General features: G+C 35.3%; 14 protein-coding genes. 12 read left to right on the forward strand and 2 right to left on the reverse strand.

Annotation, left to right across the window (positions count from 1 at the left end; all coding sequences use genetic code 11):
* Positions 1-206: 206 nt before the first annotated feature.
* The 3 genes from Q0L29_RS02485 to ytxJ all read left to right on the forward strand — a co-directional run bounded on the left by Q0L29_RS02485 (position 207) and on the right by ytxJ (position 4,043).
* Positions 207-2,186, forward strand: coding sequence for a dehydrogenase E1 component subunit alpha/beta (locus Q0L29_RS02485; protein ID WP_296618781.1), 1,980 nt, complete (start codon positions 207-209; stop codon positions 2,184-2,186).
* 75 nt (positions 2,187-2,261) lie between these two features.
* Positions 2,262-3,683: a hypothetical protein gene (locus tag Q0L29_RS02490; protein WP_296618783.1), complete on the forward strand. Its 1,422-nt coding sequence runs from the start codon at positions 2,262-2,264 to the stop codon at positions 3,681-3,683.
* An 18-nt stretch (positions 3,684-3,701) separates the two neighbouring features.
* Complete coding sequence (ytxJ, locus tag Q0L29_RS02495; RefSeq protein WP_296618785.1) at positions 3,702-4,043, forward strand: bacillithiol system redox-active protein YtxJ; 342 nt, start codon at positions 3,702-3,704, stop codon at positions 4,041-4,043.
* A gap of 444 nt (positions 4,044-4,487) precedes the next feature.
* Here the strand turns inward: ytxJ and Q0L29_RS02500 are convergent, their stop codons facing one another.
* Positions 4,488-4,892 carry an OsmC family protein gene (locus tag Q0L29_RS02500; RefSeq protein WP_296618786.1) on the reverse strand — a complete coding sequence of 135 codons (405 nt, stop codon included), beginning with the start codon at positions 4,890-4,892 and terminating at the stop codon, positions 4,488-4,490.
* A 162-nt stretch (positions 4,893-5,054) separates the two neighbouring features.
* On the opposite strand from Q0L29_RS02500, the gene Q0L29_RS02505 reads away from it, so the two are divergent.
* From Q0L29_RS02505 to Q0L29_RS02545, 9 genes are all read left to right on the forward strand, one after another.
* Positions 5,055-5,768 carry a hypothetical protein gene (locus tag Q0L29_RS02505; protein WP_296618788.1) on the forward strand — a complete coding sequence of 238 codons (714 nt, stop codon included), beginning with the start codon at positions 5,055-5,057 and terminating at the stop codon, positions 5,766-5,768.
* Between the two features lie 25 nt (positions 5,769-5,793).
* The gene (gene lipA / locus Q0L29_RS02510) at positions 5,794-6,681 is read left to right on the forward strand and encodes a lipoyl synthase (protein ID WP_296618791.1); all 888 of its coding nucleotides are present in this window, start codon (positions 5,794-5,796) and stop codon (positions 6,679-6,681) included.
* A gap of 149 nt (positions 6,682-6,830) precedes the next feature.
* Entirely contained in the window at positions 6,831-8,348 is a 1,518-nt protein-coding gene (locus Q0L29_RS02515; RefSeq protein ID WP_296618792.1) for a carbon-nitrogen hydrolase family protein, read from the forward strand.
* 4 nt (positions 8,349-8,352) lie between these two features.
* Positions 8,353-8,613: a hypothetical protein gene (locus Q0L29_RS02520; protein WP_296618794.1), complete on the forward strand. Its 261-nt coding sequence runs from the start codon at positions 8,353-8,355 to the stop codon at positions 8,611-8,613.
* Positions 8,614-9,012: 399 nt separating this feature from the next.
* Positions 9,013-10,029: a low specificity L-threonine aldolase gene (locus tag Q0L29_RS02525; protein ID WP_296618796.1), complete on the forward strand. Its 1,017-nt coding sequence runs from the start codon at positions 9,013-9,015 to the stop codon at positions 10,027-10,029.
* A gap of 25 nt (positions 10,030-10,054) precedes the next feature.
* On the forward strand, positions 10,055-10,585 hold the full coding sequence (locus Q0L29_RS02530; protein ID WP_296618798.1) for an adenine phosphoribosyltransferase: 531 nt from the start codon (positions 10,055-10,057) through the stop codon (positions 10,583-10,585).
* A gap of 101 nt (positions 10,586-10,686) precedes the next feature.
* Positions 10,687-11,670 carry a MoxR family ATPase gene (locus tag Q0L29_RS02535; protein WP_296618800.1) on the forward strand — a complete coding sequence of 328 codons (984 nt, stop codon included), beginning with the start codon at positions 10,687-10,689 and terminating at the stop codon, positions 11,668-11,670.
* 178 nt (positions 11,671-11,848) lie between these two features.
* Positions 11,849-13,030 carry a hypothetical protein gene (locus Q0L29_RS02540; RefSeq protein WP_296618802.1) on the forward strand — a complete coding sequence of 394 codons (1,182 nt, stop codon included), beginning with the start codon at positions 11,849-11,851 and terminating at the stop codon, positions 13,028-13,030.
* A gap of 145 nt (positions 13,031-13,175) precedes the next feature.
* Positions 13,176-16,109, forward strand: a complete 2,934-nt coding sequence (locus Q0L29_RS02545) for a TonB-dependent receptor (protein ID WP_296618803.1) — start codon at positions 13,176-13,178, stop codon at positions 16,107-16,109.
* A gap of 130 nt (positions 16,110-16,239) precedes the next feature.
* Here Q0L29_RS02545 and Q0L29_RS02550 read toward each other — a convergent pair whose 3' ends face one another.
* Entirely contained in the window at positions 16,240-17,118 is an 879-nt protein-coding gene (locus tag Q0L29_RS02550; RefSeq protein ID WP_296618804.1) for an ATP-binding protein, read from the reverse strand.
* Positions 17,119-17,621 lie beyond the last annotated feature (503 nt).

Below are 17,621 nucleotides of genomic sequence, written 5' to 3' on the forward strand. Positions count from 1 at the left end.
ACCATTATCAAGCGTAAAAGAATTATATTTTATCATAAGCTAATGAGTGAATCAAAAATAAAAAATATAATGGCTTTTGCAGATAAGACCATTACTTTAAATTTGTCGGATAATAGTTTCCGATTTTTTAAGGAAACCCAAAGATAGAAACAGTAATTTAAAAACTAAACTTAAACCTCTAAAGCCTTTCTTTAAGGTATTTTTTCATGCAATTCGATAGAAAAAAATTGTCCAACGGTCAACTGATTAACCTTTACAAGCAAATTTTGTTGCCTCGACTCATAGAAGAAAAAATGTTGATTTTACTTCGACAAAATAAAATTAGCAAATGGTTCTCCGGAATCGGGCAAGAAGCCATTTCAGTTGGTTCGGCTGCAGCATTACAAAAAGATGAGTATATTTTACCGATGCATCGAAATCTTGGTGTATTTACAACCAGAGAAATTCCGCTAAGCAGATTATTCTCTCAATTTCAAGGGAAAATGAAAGGCTTTACCAAAGGAAGAGACCGTTCTTTCCATTTTGGAACCAATGAATTTCATATTGTGGGTATGATTTCTCATTTAGGTCCCCAATTAGGGGTTGCAGATGGAATAGCACTTGCCAATAAATTAAGTGGTGAAAATAAGACAACCCTAGTTTTTAGTGGAGATGGAGGAAGTTCGGAAGGAGATTTTCATGAAGCCTTGAATGTTGCCGCTGTTTGGGATTTGCCCGTTATTTTTATGATTGAGAATAACGGATACGGACTTTCCACTCCAAGTAATGAGCAGTTCAAATTTAAAAATTTTGTAGATAAAGGACCTGGATATGGAATGGAAGCCATTAAAATAGATGGCAATAATGTTTTGGATGTATATCATGCGGTGGAAACAGCTGCTAAGAAAATCCGCAAAAACCCAATGCCAATTTTAATTGAGGCTATGACTTTCAGAATGAGAGGACATGAGGAAGCTTCAGGCACTAAATATGTTCCACAAGAGCTTTTTGATAAATGGGCTAAAAAAGATCCTGTAGATAATTACGAGCAATTTTTATTGAAAGAAAAAATCATTTCTCAAGAAGAGATAGATGATTTAAGAGCTGAGATTAAAGCAGACATTAACAAAGGCTTAAAACTTGCCAGTGAAGATGTTTATCCTGAAGTAAATACTGAACAGCAGCTTGCTGATTTATTCTTGCCAACTGAAGCAAAACCTATAGCTCCAAAATCAGAAAAGAAAAGCAGTAAAAGATATGTAGATGCTATTTCTGACGGGCTAAAGCAATCATTTGAGAAATACCCAGAATTAGTGATAATGGGACAAGATGTTGCCGATTATGGAGGTGTTTTTAAAATCACGGAAGGATTTATTGACAAATTTGGAAAAGACAGAATCCGAAATACACCGCTTTGCGAATCTGCTATTATTGGAATTGGCTTAGGGATGAGCATCAAAAAGCAAAAATCAGTGATTGAAATGCAGTTTGCCGATTTTGTGACATGTGGATTCAATCAAATTGTGAATAATTTGGCTAAATCACATTACCGTTGGGGACAAAATGCTGATGTGGTAGTCAGAATGCCTACTGGAGCAGGGGTTGCAGCAGGCCCATTTCATTCACAATCAAATGAAGCCTGGTTTTTTCACACTCCAGGTTTGAAAATTGTTTTCCCTTCTAATCCTTATGAAGCTAAAGGATTGTTAGCTGCGGCTATAGAAGATCCTAATCCGGTAATGTATTTTGAGCATAAGGCACTTTATCGTTCTTTAACAGATGAAATTCCAGATGATTATTATACTGTTGAAATCGGTAAAGCTAATATTATAAATGAAGGCACTGACATCACTATCATTACTTATGGCATGGCTGTGCATTGGGCAAAAGAAGCAATGAATGATTTGACTGACTTATCTGTTGAGTTAATTGATTTAAGAACTTTATTGCCTTGGGATACTGAAACGGTAGAAAAGAGCGTACTAAAAACAGGAAAAGTATTAATCTGCAATGAAGACTGCTTAACGGGAAGCATTAGTGGAGAAATAGCAGCATGGATCAGCGAAAATTGTTTTGAAGCTTTAGATGCACCAGTAATGAGAGAAGGAAGTTTAGATACTCCCGTTCCTTTTAATGCAGATTTAGAGCAAAACTTTTTACCGAAGGAGAGAATTAAATCAAAACTTAAAAAACTAGCTGAGTACTAAAATAAAGTCTGAAATCGAATAAAAAATTCATAATCCAAGAAATTGAGATTAAATTGAAGGTTTAGTAATTATAATTTGAGAAATAAAACGACATATCAGTCTATTGGGATATTGTTTGCCATTTTCTTGGCTTCCATTCTTTATATGCCTTCAAAGGTTTATAGCCAGAAGACTGGCGGTGAAAAATTGGAAGTTTCTGAAAAGAGCAGTCCTGAAAAAATGGACAATAAAAAAATAAGGACATCAAAAAGAAGGAAGACGAAGGGTAATCCCAACAGAGGAAGCAATAAAGTAATCGTGATTAATCCATTCAAATGGGATTGGGATAAAGTCATGTGGTTCAAAGCTAAGAAAAGTGATTACGAAACGAAGGATTACAACCCCAATAAGAGGCCTAAAAGAAAGACTTATGATAATCAACCAAATTATAAATCAGCTGACAGAAAGGCTATAACGAATCCATCTGAATTAAAAACACCATTGATTCCCTATGATAGTCGAATTGCTGATGAAGGACCAGTTTTGCAGAAAAAGACGAAACCAAAAAACGTAAATCTATTGAAGGGTGGTCCACAAGATTCACCTAAAGCAATTAATTTGAATGATCCTTCAGAAACCTTATCAAAGGCTCCCAAAACAGACAGAGAAAGTAAGGTGGAGGGTAAAAAGCTTTACAGCAAGAGAAAAGATAAGGATAGAAAGCCTTATGATAACGATAAATTGGAAACTGCCTCTGTGTCAGATTTAGAACCCAAAATGGACGAGGACAAAATCATGTTTAAGAAGAGAAAGGATTATTATCCTAAAATGGATAATGATAAGCTGATGGTTTCTGAACAACCTGATTACAAATCGAATAAGCCAGATGGAGATAAATTACTGACTATAGAAGCAACAAATAAGAAGCCGAAAACTTTTGATGATGACAAATTAATGGTTTCTGAGCCTGCCAATAAGGAGCGTAAACCTTATGATGATAGTAAGTTAATGACTACTAAAATCAAGGATGATGAAAGAAAGCCTTTTGATGATGACAAATTAATGACTGCTAGTCCTGCTAATCCTAAACGTGAAAAGTATGATGATAACAAATTGATGACTGCTACTGTTAACAAGCCTGTAAAACAGGATCTACATGATGACCGTCTACTTACAGTGATTGAAAAGAGAAAGCCTACTGATGAAATGAAAGAAACAAGTAAAGATATTTCCAATCTGGAAGGAGATTATAAGAGACATTTTTACATCACTAGTGAATCTCATCCCGGTACAAAAATATTGGCTGCAGAAAATACCAATGTTCCTTTCCTAGCTAGAACTTTTCAATCAGTATCCTCGTTTTTCACCAATATTTGGACAGATAATACGCAACCTAAGTACGTGACTCGTAAAAAGCCTAAAGAAAGACGAAATAAAGACGAGGGCAAGATTTGGGATAATTCTGTTCATCCAAATGAATGGAAAAAGCAAGAAGCTGAATCCGGAGAACAACAATAATATTATATAATTGAATTTATGAATTGGAATAGATTAGATAGCATAGAGACATTAGACAGGATAATAGAGGAATCTAAGGAGAATCCTGTGGTGATTTTCAAACATAGTACTAGTTGTTCTATTAGTGCAAAGGCTTTGAATAGATTGGAAAGAAGCTGGGATGATAGTGAAATGGGTGAAGTAAAAGCCTATTATTTAGATTTGATTGCATATCGCGATATTTCAAATGCAATAGTAGAAAAATTTGGAGTAATGCATCAATCACCTCAAGTGCTTTTGATCAAAAATGGAGAGTGCGTTTATGATGATTCACATATGGGGATCAGTTATCAAAATTTGAAATCTGGAGCTGCTGCATAAATAATATCAGAACATTATCTCTATCCTGGATCGGGATTTTTTTCTAAAAAAAGAAAATTACTTCTGACCTTATGTACGCCATACTTGATTAATATTATGAATCTTTAAAACCAAACAAAATTTGCTCGAAGAGGGCGGGGTGGAGGAAAGTTTAGCGGGCCTGCGTAGGCCTTAAGCGCAGAAGCATTAAACTTTCTAGAATTTTTGTTTCTTTTTGTTCATGCAAAAAGAAAAGGAGGAAAAATACAAAATGTAAATTGGAATATAAATCAATCAATAATATCTAAAACCTCTGATTTCCTACAAAACACTATTTTTTGAGGTTATTAACATAATAGATTTTAAAAAAGACGCTTTAATTTTCATTTTAGCGAAAAAAAGAGTCTTTTTTTATTTATCAAGAGACCCCTATTTAAAAGGAGATAAGATAACCGAAAAGTAAGATTAAATAAGATTGAAATTTAATTTTTGCTCTATTTCAGGATGTAAACTTTTTGAAACAGGGCAATTCAGTGCAATATTTTTTAATTTCTGAATTTCTTTTTCTGGTAAATTAGTTTTCCAATTGATGTCAACGGTAATGCTTTTAATCCTTCTTGGGTTGGCAGCCATTTCTTTTTGTAAATCGCAATTTATTTCGCCTAATTCCAGATTATTCTGGTCAGCATAAATACCCATTACAGTAAACATACAGCTAGCAAGGGAAGTAGCCGCTAAATCAGTAGGAGAAAAATATGCACCATCTCCATTATTATCAAGTGGAGCATCAGTCATTAAAGAATTTCCCGATCGATTATGGGTTGCTTTTGTTTTAAGTGGATGCAGGTATTTAATGGAGGAAGTTGTCATAAACTATGTTTAGCTTTATTCGTTACTTTTCAGACGCAAGTTAACATTATTCAGCAATTTTATTAGTCTGAAGCGTTTTATAACTAGTTTTAGATGAAAGGATTAAAAAATATTTAGTTTCCGAATCTAAAGCTTTAAATTTGTGTTATTATTCCAGTTAGAATGAAAAAAATATTTTTAATTTCCATATTGATTGTTGCACTATTCTTTGAAGCAAAAAGCCAACAAGATGATCCATTTGAATATGGGCAAGAATTTCTATTTGGAATAACTAAAGCCACAAACGGTGGTCTTTTTTCAGGTGGATTTTTCAGATATAGTTATAAAAAGTCTGATAGAATTTTCCAGACATTTGGTTTAGAAGTGGCTAACGTAAGACACCCCCAAGAAAGAAGAGCTCCAACACCTGCTTTTTTCAGTTCATCTTCATTTTATGAAGGAAAAGAAAAGTATTTAATAAGTACGAGATTAATGTACGGATATGATTTTCTTTTATTTAAAAAAGCAGAACAAAAAGGAGTTCAGATTAATGGTGTAGTAACCGGGGGTCCAACCTTAGGCTTTGTTTCTCCTTATTTTCTCAGAGCTGAAGGAGGTAACTTGGTTACCTATTCTCAATATTTAAATGGTTCTTCCATAATAGGGCCGGCAGGATATTTTTCTGGAATTGATCAGATGGAAATTGTTATGGGAGCCCATATTAGAGCTTCATTATTATTTGAATTCGGAACTTTTAAAAGTAAAGTTACTGGATTTGAGGTAGGCTTTTTGGGTGAAATTTTTAGTAGAGAAATTCAATTAGTGCCCTTAGGTACAAAAAATTATAACTTTTACCCGGCAGCTTTTGTAAGTATATTGTTTGGGTCAAGAAAATAGATTAAGAATCGATTAATAGATTGATATGATAGATTTACCGGTAGTAAGCCAAGAAGAGAAAAAGAAAAATAAAAAACCGGATTGGTTAAGGGTTAAATTACCTGTTGGTAAAGAGTATGCTAACGTTCGCAAAATTGTGGATGAAAATAAATTGCATACCATCTGCGAAAGCGGTAATTGCCCTAATATGGGAGAATGCTGGGGTGCAGGTACTGCCACTTTCATGATTTTAGGTAATGTTTGTACGAGAAGCTGTTCATTTTGTGCGGTTGCTACTGGTCGTCCACCTGAATATGATGAGCAAGAGCCACAAAGAGTAGCAGAGGCCATCCAAAAAATGGGCGTGAAACATGCCGTTTTAACTTCTGTTAATAGAGATGAGTTGAAAGACAGAGGTGCTGAAATTTGGTACCAAACTGTAGTGAAAACGAAAGAGCTTTCTCCCGAAACTACAATTGAAACTTTAATTCCTGACGTAAAAGGAAAATGGGATGCTTTATATAGAATGATTGAAGCTGGTCAAGAAGTCGTTTCTCACAATGTAGAAACGGTTCCAAGTCTTTACAGAAGAGTGAGACCTCAAGCTAAATATCAAAGAAGCTTAGATCAGATTAAGCTGACTAAAGAATTTGGAAAAAGAACAAAGACCGGTATCATGGTAGGTTTAGGTGAAACTCAAGATGAGATGTTCGCTGCTATGGATGATTTAGTAGCACATGGCTGTGATATTTTAACAGTTGGTCAATACTTGCAACCTACTAAAAGACATCATGATGTTATAGAATATGTACATCCTGAAGTTTTTGATATGTATAGAGAAGAAGGCTTGAAAAGAGGTTTGAAATATGTAGAATCAGGCCCATTAGTGCGTTCTTCTTACCATGCAGAAAGACACGTAAACGTTCCTATTTAAGGGGCATATATAAATTCAAAAACCACAGCATTTAGTGAAATCCACTTATATTGCTGTGGTTTTTTTGCTTTTTAACATTCTTAAAAAAGTTTAAAAAGTCTTTACTATTTTTATACAGGCTCTATTAAATAAGCCAATTTAGAATACCTATGCAAGATAATTTTATCGTTACCCTTGAGAATCTGAAATTAAAGGATTACCGCAGCTTACTAAAATCAATGAAAAGAGCATATGCGGGTTGGGATGATTTATGGGAAATAGAACATATTAAAACACTGATTGACAAGTTTCCTGAAGGGCAATTATGTGTTTTAGTAAATGGGCAAGTGGCTGGCTGTGCCTTATCCATAATTGTAGATTATTCCGAATTCGGGGATAATCATACCTATCCACAAATTACTGGAAATGAATCCTTCGAAACCCACAATCCCGATGGAGATGTGCTTTATGGAATAGACGTGTTTGTTCATCCTGATTTTAGGGGAATGAGAGTGGGACGAAGAATGTACGATGCTCGTAAAGATCTTGTCGAGCAACTGAATCTGCACTCCATAGTGGCAGGTGGAAGACTTCCGGGCTATTCTAAATATGCTGAGAAGATGACTCCAAAGCAATACATACAAAAAGTAATTGCAAAGGAGATTTATGATAAAACCTTATCTTTTCAATTATCAAATGATTTTCATGTTAAGAAAGTATTAAAAGGCTATTTACCGGGTGATAAACAGTCTGCAGAATTTGCTGCTTTAATTGAGTGGAATAACATCTATTATGAACCTTCAGAAGAATATGTTCACATTCCTAAAACGGTTATTCGGTTAGGATTGGTACAATGGCAAATGCGTCCAACACCTTCTTTGAAGGCTATGCAAGAGCAAATCGAGTTTTTTATTGATGTGGTAAGTGGATATCAGTGTGATTTTATCCTATTTCCGGAATTATTTAATGCACCTTTAATGGCAGAATTCAACCATTTGGATGAAGCTTCAGCCATCAGGGAATTGGCAAAATATACCGAGCCTTTGAAAGAAATATTTCAGGAATATGCTATTAACTATAATGTGAATATCATCACTGGCAGTATGCCGGTGATGAGTAGGGGAAAGCTTTACAATAAGGGGTTTTTATGTAGAAGAGATGGGACTAGTGAAACCTATGAGAAAATACACATGACCCCTGCAGAAGTAAGCGCTTGGGGAATGAGCGGTGGAAGAAAAATTCAGGCTTTTGATACAGATTGTGGGAAAATTGGCGTTTTGATTTGTTATGATGTTGAGTTTCCTGAAATGGGTAGATTGTTAGCGGATGAAGATATGAAAATTTTATTTGTCCCATTTTTAACGGATACTCAAAATGGATATATGCGTGTTCGCTTATGTTCACAGGCTCGAGCAATCGAAAATGAGTGTTATGTTGCTATTGCGGGGAGTGTGGGTAATTTACCTAAAGTAAATAATATGGATATTCAGTTTGCGCAATCTGGGGTTTTTACGCCTTCCGATTTTGCCTTTCCAACTAATGGGGTGAAAACTGAAGCCACACCTAATACTGAGATGACGGTAATTGCAGATGTGGATGTTAATTTGCTTAAAGAATTGCATACTTACGGAAGCGTGCGTAATTTGAAGGATAGAAGGAAAGATTTATATACACTTAAAAAGAAATAGGTCAGTGAAGGTAGAAGAGTTTGTTAGTTTTAGTTTATTCAAAAAAATAAAGACTCTATATGTAGAGGGGGAATTTGTGACTTCCATCCGCTACTATCGCTATAAGGTCAATTTATTTTTATTGAATGATTTTTACGTAGAAGCTTTTTACCATCCCAAAACGGACCGGATCGAAAAAATCGTTCCTTTTGATAGTAACCACACTAGAAAGAAATTTTATACTGACCAAGTGAAACTACCGCATTGGTTCGAAAAAGTATCTTAATATAAAAGAATGGAAAACTGAGTGATTTATGGTAAAAATGGTTGGTTTGCCACCAACCATGGAGCCTACCCTGGTCGGTGGCACACCAATGGTATTAAGTTAAGGAAATTTCCTTTACAAGTTTTTCGCTTAGCGAAAAACCTTTTGTTTTCTTTTGTATCTCTTGTGGTTGGAATTTGCTAAGATTGGTGCAGATTACCAACATTCTTTATTAACCACAAAAGAGACAATAGAACACAAAGGAAAATAACCAAGGTTATTTTTTTAGGATTACAGTGAAAGATAAAAGATATGGCTTAAATCTTAACTTAATAGCATAAGGTGGTACACCAACAGGAATATGAGCTTATTTCAAAGCTAACAGGTTTAAAACATGGATAGATTGAATATTGAATTAAAATGATAGATTTAAGAAGTGACACTATAACCCAACCAACATCCGGAATGAAGCAAGCCATGATGGAAGCTCGGGTAGGGGATGATGTTTTTGGAGAAGACCCTACCATCAATGCTTTAGAACAAAAAGCAGCTGATTATTTCGGAATGGAATCCGCAATCTTTTGCCCCAGCGGAACGATGACCAACCAAATTGCCATCAGAGTGCATACAGCACCTCATACTGAAGTCATCTGCGATGCAAAATCACATATATATTTGTATGAGGGAGGAGGCATAGCTTATAATTCTTTTGCCTCTGTTCGTTTATTGCATGGAGATAGAGGAAGAATTACCGCTGAAATGGTTGAGGACAACATCAATAATCCTGAAGATGTGCATGCACCTATTTCTACTTTGGTTTCCCTGGAAAATACCATGAATAAAGGAGGAGGTTGTGTTTATGATTTTAAAGAAATTGAGAAAATCAGCTCTCTTTGTAAAGAAAGGGATTTGAAACTCCATTTAGATGGCGCAAGATTATTCAATGCTTTAGTAGCTACAGATGATGACCCAAAGAAATACGGAAAACACTTTGACACCATTTCAATTTGTCTTTCTAAAGGATTAGGCTGTCCAGTGGGTTCTTTATTATTAGGAGATAAAGCTACCATCAAAAAAGCCAGAAGGGTAAGAAAAGTATTAGGAGGCGGAATGCGCCAGGCAGGGTTTTTAGCTGCAGCAGGGATATATGCTTTAGACCATCATATAGAGAGACTCAAAGATGACAATGATAGGGCAAAAACTATCGCCAATGCTTTGGAGGGATTGAGTTTTGTTGAATCCGTTTTACCGGTGGAAACTAATATTGTTATATTCAAATTAGCTAATAGTGGTCTATCAGTTGATTTTGTAGAAAAATTAAAGCAAAAAGGAATTTTAGCAGTTCCATTTGGAAAGCATGATGTGCGATTTGTAACCCATCTCGATTTCGATGATGATATGCTCAATGACTTAATCGAAAAATTAAAAGCTATTTAAATTCATAGATTTATTCCTTACCTATATGACATTATCAGAAAAAATTAATGCTCAAATTCGAGATATTGCTGACTTTCCAAAACCAGGCATTATATTCAAAGACATTACTCCTGTCCTTTCACATCCCAAATTAGTGACTGAAATTGTAGATTGGTTTGTAGAAAAAGCCAAAAATGATGGTATTGATGTGATAGTAGGAGTAGAATCAAGAGGCTTTCTTTTCGGAATGATTATAGCGGAGAAATTAGGAGTCCCATTCGTGCCAGTTCGGAAAGAAGGAAAATTACCTTATGAAACTATCAAATATTCCTATGAGTTGGAATATGGAAGTGCCACTATGGAAATCCATAAGGATGCCATCAAAAAAGGACAAAATGTAATGATACATGATGATCTGCTAGCAACAGGAGGCACAGCCTTAGCTGCAGCGAAATTAGTAAAAGAATTAGGCGGTAAAGTAGGCAACTTTACTTTTTTGATCGAGTTAGGTTTTTTGGAAGGCAAAGAAAAGCTGGCTCAAGAAAATGAATCGGTTTATAGTATCGTTACTTACTAAATAGTAATTTGATAATAGGCACTGAAATATCAAGTGTTTATATTTTTAAAATTTATATAATATATTTGAAATTCAGATTAAAAGAGATTTAAAAAGCAATCATGGAAGAAGCACAGATAGATAATAAAAGCGCATTGCAACAAAAAGTAAAGGACGTAATGTCTGAAGTAGCTAAAGTAGTAGTGGGTCAAGAATATATGGTCAATCGTTTGTTGATTGGTTTATTCACCAACGGACACGTATTACTGGAAGGTGTTCCCGGTCTGGCAAAAACTTTGACTGTAAATACACTAGCTAATGTATTGCACTTAGATTTTCAAAGAATTCAGTTTACGCCTGATTTAATGCCATCCGATTTGATCGGAACCATGATTTACAATCAGAAGCAAGGAAATTTTGAGGTGAAGAAAGGTCCGATCTTTTCTAACCTGGTTTTAGCTGATGAGGTCAACCGTTCACCAGCAAAGGTACAATCTGCACTTTTGGAGGCCATGCAGGAAAAACAAGTGACCATAGGAGAAACTACATTTCAGTTGGATAGACCATTTTTGGTGTTAGCTACACAAAACCCGGTAGATCAGGAAGGAACATATCCTTTACCGGAAGCACAAGTCGATCGTTTTATGTTGAAAGTAACGGTAAGCTATCCTACAAAATCTCAGGAGCTTGAAGTGATGAGAAGAATGTCGAATATGACATTTAAAAAAGATGTAAATACCATTCTGACCAAAGAAGAAATTTTCAGCATTAGAGATCAGGTAAATCAAGTAGAGATTTCAGAATCTTTAGAGCGCTATATTATCGAATTGGTTTATGCCACTCGCTCTCCTTTGGATTATGGCTTGAAACAGGAAGCAGAATATATACAATATGGCGTTTCGCCTCGTGCTAGTATCAATTTAAATTTGAGTGCAAAGGCTGTTGCTTATATGGAAGGGCGTGATTACGTATTACCTGAAGATATAAAAGAAGTAGCCTATGATGTGATGAACCACAGAATTTTGCTAAACTATGAAGCAGAGGCGGATGGTATAACGACTAAGGATATTATAGAAAAAATATTAAGACAAGTACCAATCGGTTAAAAAACAAAATTGAAGACACAATCAAAAGCGTTCCAGTTGGGACGCTTTTTTATTTTAACATAGAATTAATAGAGCATATTAATTGATAACAATTTGCTAAAGAGTCTAACAAATTCAGTTAACAATTAAAACCCACCTTTGTCGCAACGAAATTTAAACTTATTTAAAATTACTCACGATGAAGAAAATTAATCTATTAGCACTGCTATTTTTAGCATTAACATTTGGCTTTACGGCATGTGATGATAACACAGTTGAACCAGTAGATAACAATGATGATGATAACGGAAACGTAATTATTACGGATAACATTACTGAAAATACAACATGGACAAAGGATAATATTTACCAATTAGGAGGTAGAATTGCAGTTGAAGCAGGTGCTGAATTGACAATTGAGGCAGGTACAATTATTAAAGGTGAAGGTGGATCACAGGCAAATGCTACAGCGCTAATTGTAGCAAGAGGAGCTAAATTATTTGCGCAAGGAACTGCAGCAGAGCCAATAATTTTTACTTCAAAATTGGATGAAATTCAGCCAGGTCAAATCGCCTCTCCAAACTTAGATCCAACTCAAGCTGGTTTATGGGGTGGTGTAATTATACTAGGAAATGCTCCTATATCAGCTTCAGCATCTGAAATACAAATTGAAGGAATCCCAACTTCTGATCCAAACGGTCTTTATGGTGGAGATGATGCTGAAGACAACTCAGGTGAAATTAGATATATCTCTATCCGTCATGGCGGAACAAACATTGGTGCAGGAAATGAAATCAACGGTCTGACTTTAGGCGGAGTTGGTTCAGGAACTGTAATAGAAAATGTTGAGATCGTGGGAAACCAAGATGACGGAATTGAATGGTTCGGTGGAACTGTTAATGTTACCAATGCAGTAGTTTGGAACGCTGGAGATGACGGTATGGATACTGACCAAGCATGGAGCGGGACAATGGACAACTTCATTATTGTTACTCCAGCAGGACATTGTTTTGAACTAGATGGACCTGAAGGTGATGTATTATTAAATGTACAGCACACATTCGTAAACGGAACAGTAGTAGCATCAAATGATGACAGACAGTCTCAAGACTTAATTAACACAGATGAAAATTCAGGTGTAATCTTAAGAAACGTTTTCATCACTGGAATTGCTGATGGTCAAATCATCAATAGAGTGAATGCTGCGAATGTTACTTTTGACAATGTTATCCTTGATGTTAACACTGAATTAACAAACTATATTCCTGCAGGGAGTGAAGTTCCAGCTGGAATAGTTGCAGGAACAAGCGGACAAGCAGATGCTTCAGTTTTTGCTAATTGGACTTGGGCTGATGTTGCGGCTAACGTATCAAGTTTATAATAATTCAGGTAACATTGAATTAACATAAAGACTAATTTATAATAAATCCTTAATCAACAAGGATAGTTTACTAAAGACACACAAAGTAATTTTGTGTGTCTTTAGTATTTAAGGGCATTTATAAAAAAGCATAATAATTATACGCATGTTAAAATTCAAACATCTTTTAGCTGTTTTATTGATTCTTTCCACTTCTGTAGCAATTGCACAGAAAGGTAAAATTCGCGGTACTATAATCGAGGATGCCAATGGTGAGCCTTTGATAGGTGCCAATGTTGTAGTTAATAAAGTTTCCCCTGGTAATCAAGAGATTATTGAAGGCGCTCTAATTGGTGCGGTTACTGATTTAGATGGGCAGTTTACAGTTCCTGTTGAAGCAGGTACTTATAATGTTAAAGTATCTTTTGTTACTTTTCAGGCTTTAACCATCGAAGGTGTAGTTGTTCAAGAAGGAGAAGTAAATATTTTAGGACAAATCAGATTGAAAGAGGAAAAATCAGAGCTGCAAGAAGTTGTGGTAACTGCTAAAGCAATCAGAACTACTGAGGCTGCCTTGATGACGGTTAAGAAGAAGGCTCCTGGTATGATGGACGGGATTTCTTCAGCCAAGTTCAAATTGATTGGTGATGCAACAGCCGTTGAAGCGGTTAAGCGTGTAACTGGAGTTTCAATAGAAGGTGGAAAATATGTTTATGTTAGAGGATTAGGAGATCGATATACCAAAACTACTTTGAATGGTATGGATGTTCCTGGTTTAGATCCAGACAGAAATAGCTTGCAAATGGATATTTTCCCTACAAGCTTAATTGACAATATGATCGTTAGAAAATCATTCACTGCTGATTTACCTGCAGATTTTACAGGTGGAATAGTGAATGTGGAAACAAAAGATTTTCCAGATGAAAAAATTATGGATGTTTCTTTTGGAGTAGGATTCAATCCTTCAATGCACTTTAATTCTGATTATTTATCTTACGAAGGTGGAAGTACTGATTTCTTGGGCTTCGATGACGGTACTAGAGCATTGCCTCAAGGCGCAAGGGCATCTCAAGTTCCCGGTCCTTTTACTGGTAATACTGAGGAGGCTTCAGAATTCATCAGAAGTTTCAATCCTAACTTAGCTGCTCAAAATCAAACTAGCTTAATGGATTATAGCCTTGGGTTTTCAATTGGTGACCAACTTGAATTAGGTAAATCAGAAGATAACGACAAACCAAAATTGGGTTATATCTTCTCTCTTTCCTATAAAAACAATACTCGTTTTTACGATGACGTAAGATATGGTGAATACCAAAAATATAAAGATCCTGAAACAACTGAGATGCGTTATGCTACCACTCAAGATGGACAATTAGGCGAGAACAATGTATTAATTGGTGCATTAGGAGGTTTAGCTTTAAAATCAAAATATACGAAGTTGAGATTAACTGCAATGCGCTTACAAAATGGCGAAAGCAGAGCAGGTCAATTCAATATCCGTAATCATGGTGAAGCTGTTGGTCAATCAGGTTATGTTGCTGAATCGGACAACTTAGAATATACTCAAAGTGCATTAAATAATATTTTATTAAACGGTACTCATATCTTAAAAAATAGCGGTTGGGACATCGATTGGAGAGTTTCTCCAACTTTCTCAACCTTAGAGGATCCTGATATCAGAAAAACTGCATTTTCAGCTGTAGATACTGATAACCCGAGATTTGCTGCAGGTGAAGCGGGTAATCCATCCAGAATCTGGAGATCATTAAATGAATTTAATATCAATTCTAAAATTGATATAACTAAAAGGTACAGCTTCAATGATGAAGATGCCAAATTCAAATTTGGTGGAAGTCATACTTATAAAAGCAGAGATTATGAAATCTTATTCTTTGATGTACAGTTCTTCCAAAGTCAATCATGGCCAAACCCTAGCCAGGAAGTTGTTTTGGATGAAGAAAACTTATTTCCTAGCGAAACAAACGGAATTTATTACCAATCAGGAAATAACAATCCAAACCCAAATGCATACAACTCAAATGTAAATAATACTGCATTTTATGTTTCGAATGAAATGACTCCTATCAGAAACTTCAAAACAGTGTTAGGATTAAGAGTTGAAAATTATGTGCAAAGACATACTGGTAGAGATCAGGCCTTTGCAAACGGAAGTTCAAGCGGTAGAAATTTAGTGAATGAAAAAGTATTAGATTCTTTTGATTTCTTCCCTACAGCTAATTTGATTTATTCATTAACTGATGATCAAAACTTAAGAGCATCTTATTCAAAAACAATTGCAAGGCCTTCATTCAAAGAATTAAGTTTTGCTCAGATTTTGGACCCTATTACTAACAGGATATTTAACGGAAGTTTATTTACTTATGCTGATTGGGATGGTAATTTAACTGAAACCAGAATTGATAATATTGATTTGAGATGGGAATTATTCCAAAGAGAAGGTCAAATGTTTTCAGTAAGTGCTTTCTATAAGTATTTCGACAACCCAATAGAATTGGTAAGAATTCCTGCCCAGCAGACTAGCACTGAATTTCAAGCTAGAAATGTAGGAAATGGTAGATTGATTGGTTTGGAATTAGAAGCTAGAAAGAAATTAGATTTCATCAGCCCAGTATTAAGAAATTTCAACATTAGCGGAAACTTAACGATGGTGGAATCTAGAATTGATATGACTGAGCAGGAATTTAACGCTAGAAAAGAATACGAAAAGAATGGTGAGAATATCACAGACGTTCGTCAAATGGCTGGTCAGGCTCCTTACGTGATCAATGGTGGTCTTTCTTATAACAATCCTGAATTAGGATTGAATGCAGGGATGTTTTACAATGTAAAAGGTCCTACTTTAGCCATTGTTGGTACAGGTCTTTATGCTGATGTATATGACGAGCCATTCCATAGCTTAAACTTTAGCATTAATAAAACATTCGGTGAAGACGAAAGAACAAGTATTGACTTTAAAGTATCCAATATCTTGAATGATAGAAGAGAAAGCTTTTACCAATCATTTCAAGCGGATAAAGAAGTATTTACGAGTTTAAATCCAGGTACCGCATTTAGTGTTGGAGTGAATTACAAATTTTAAGTTTAGATTGACTTAATTAATATTGATAAGGCTTTCGGGGGAACTCGGAAGCCTTTTTCATTTTATGACAACAAAAAACCCGCAAGCTTACTGAAAGCTTGCGGGTTTTGTTTTTTAACATCTTGTAATCTTATTTGACTAATTGATAAGCAATTACCTTATTTTTAAAGAAAGTAGGAACATAAACAATCATTTTATCAGGATTTAAGCCAATATCAGCAGTTTGTGATTCCTGGGCTTTAGTGTCCAATAATAAATGAGCTTTATTGCCTGCTACATGGTAAATCTCACCTTTCCATCTACTAGCAATGTAAGTACCATCATTTAGCATAGTTAAACCATCGCCTCCTGTTACAGAGTCATTGACCATTTCAAATTTGTTTGCTGCTAAATCATAGGCTCTTAAGCCTTTCCCATCTAATGTCATTAAGTGATCACCTTTGCTTAATAAGCCATTGATGCTTTCAACTCCTTCTGCTATGGTAGATAATTTACCATCCTCTATTTTGTGAATTAAGCCTAATCGCATATCGGAAATATAAACAGCATTTTTCGATGTAGTAATATCATTTAAGAATTCAGCCTTTTCTGGGGTAAACTCTTTAGCAATTTCACCAGACTCCAAATCAATGGCTACTACTTTATCAATATCAGTTACATAAAGATGACCTTCATAAATACCCATGCCTTTAGGCGCATTTAATCCCGTAGCCCACTTCAATTCCTGAACACTACCATCTAGGTTCAAGATAGATATAAAACCCTTCCCGTTCTTATCTGTTGGTTGACCATTGATATTTGATACAAATAATCTGCTTCCTTCTCCATCGAATAAAACGGATTCACAAGTAGTCATTATGGTATCGGTTTCCCATAGTTTCACCAGTTTTGGATCAGCGGATTCTTCCACCACCTCTTTTCTTTCGGTTTCTTCTTGATTTTCTTTTTTAGCGGGTTGACATGCAAATATTAGCAATGCAAAACCTAATACGAATACTGTACTTTTCATAGTTATTTTATGTTGGTTTGTTATAAAGATACAAAACTAATGGAAAAGGCAAGTGTTTCAGATTTTTGATAAGATGTTAAATACAATTTTAGTAATTTTAAGTATGCAGGCGTTGAACTATTCAAGCTTGGTTTATATAAGACCCCTCAGTCCTTCGGACAGCTCCCCTAAAACAGGGGAGCAGTAGAGTGTGCAAAATATCCACGTTATACTCCTTAAAATGCTGGATTTTAAAAACAAGATGAAAAGCACAATAATTGAAATAAAGATTCTTTCATTGCTCGAAGGAGCTCCTCTCCTTAAAAAAAGGAGGGGTGTCCGAAGGACGGGGTGGTTGTAAATAATTAAGCACTTCACCCAGATTTTCAGATTGATCCCAAAATATTGAGTTGAAATACCGGATGCATTCCAAAGGGTTTAGATGAAAACAACTAAAAGTGGACATCGAGTTTGAGTTTTTACTTTTGTTTTGCTTCACCTATGTATTTTAAAACTTCTCTTAA

Origin of the sequence: Marivirga sp. (assembly GCF_024636815.1) — a bacterium.
Classification (GTDB): domain Bacteria; phylum Bacteroidota; class Bacteroidia; order Cytophagales; family Cyclobacteriaceae; genus Marivirga.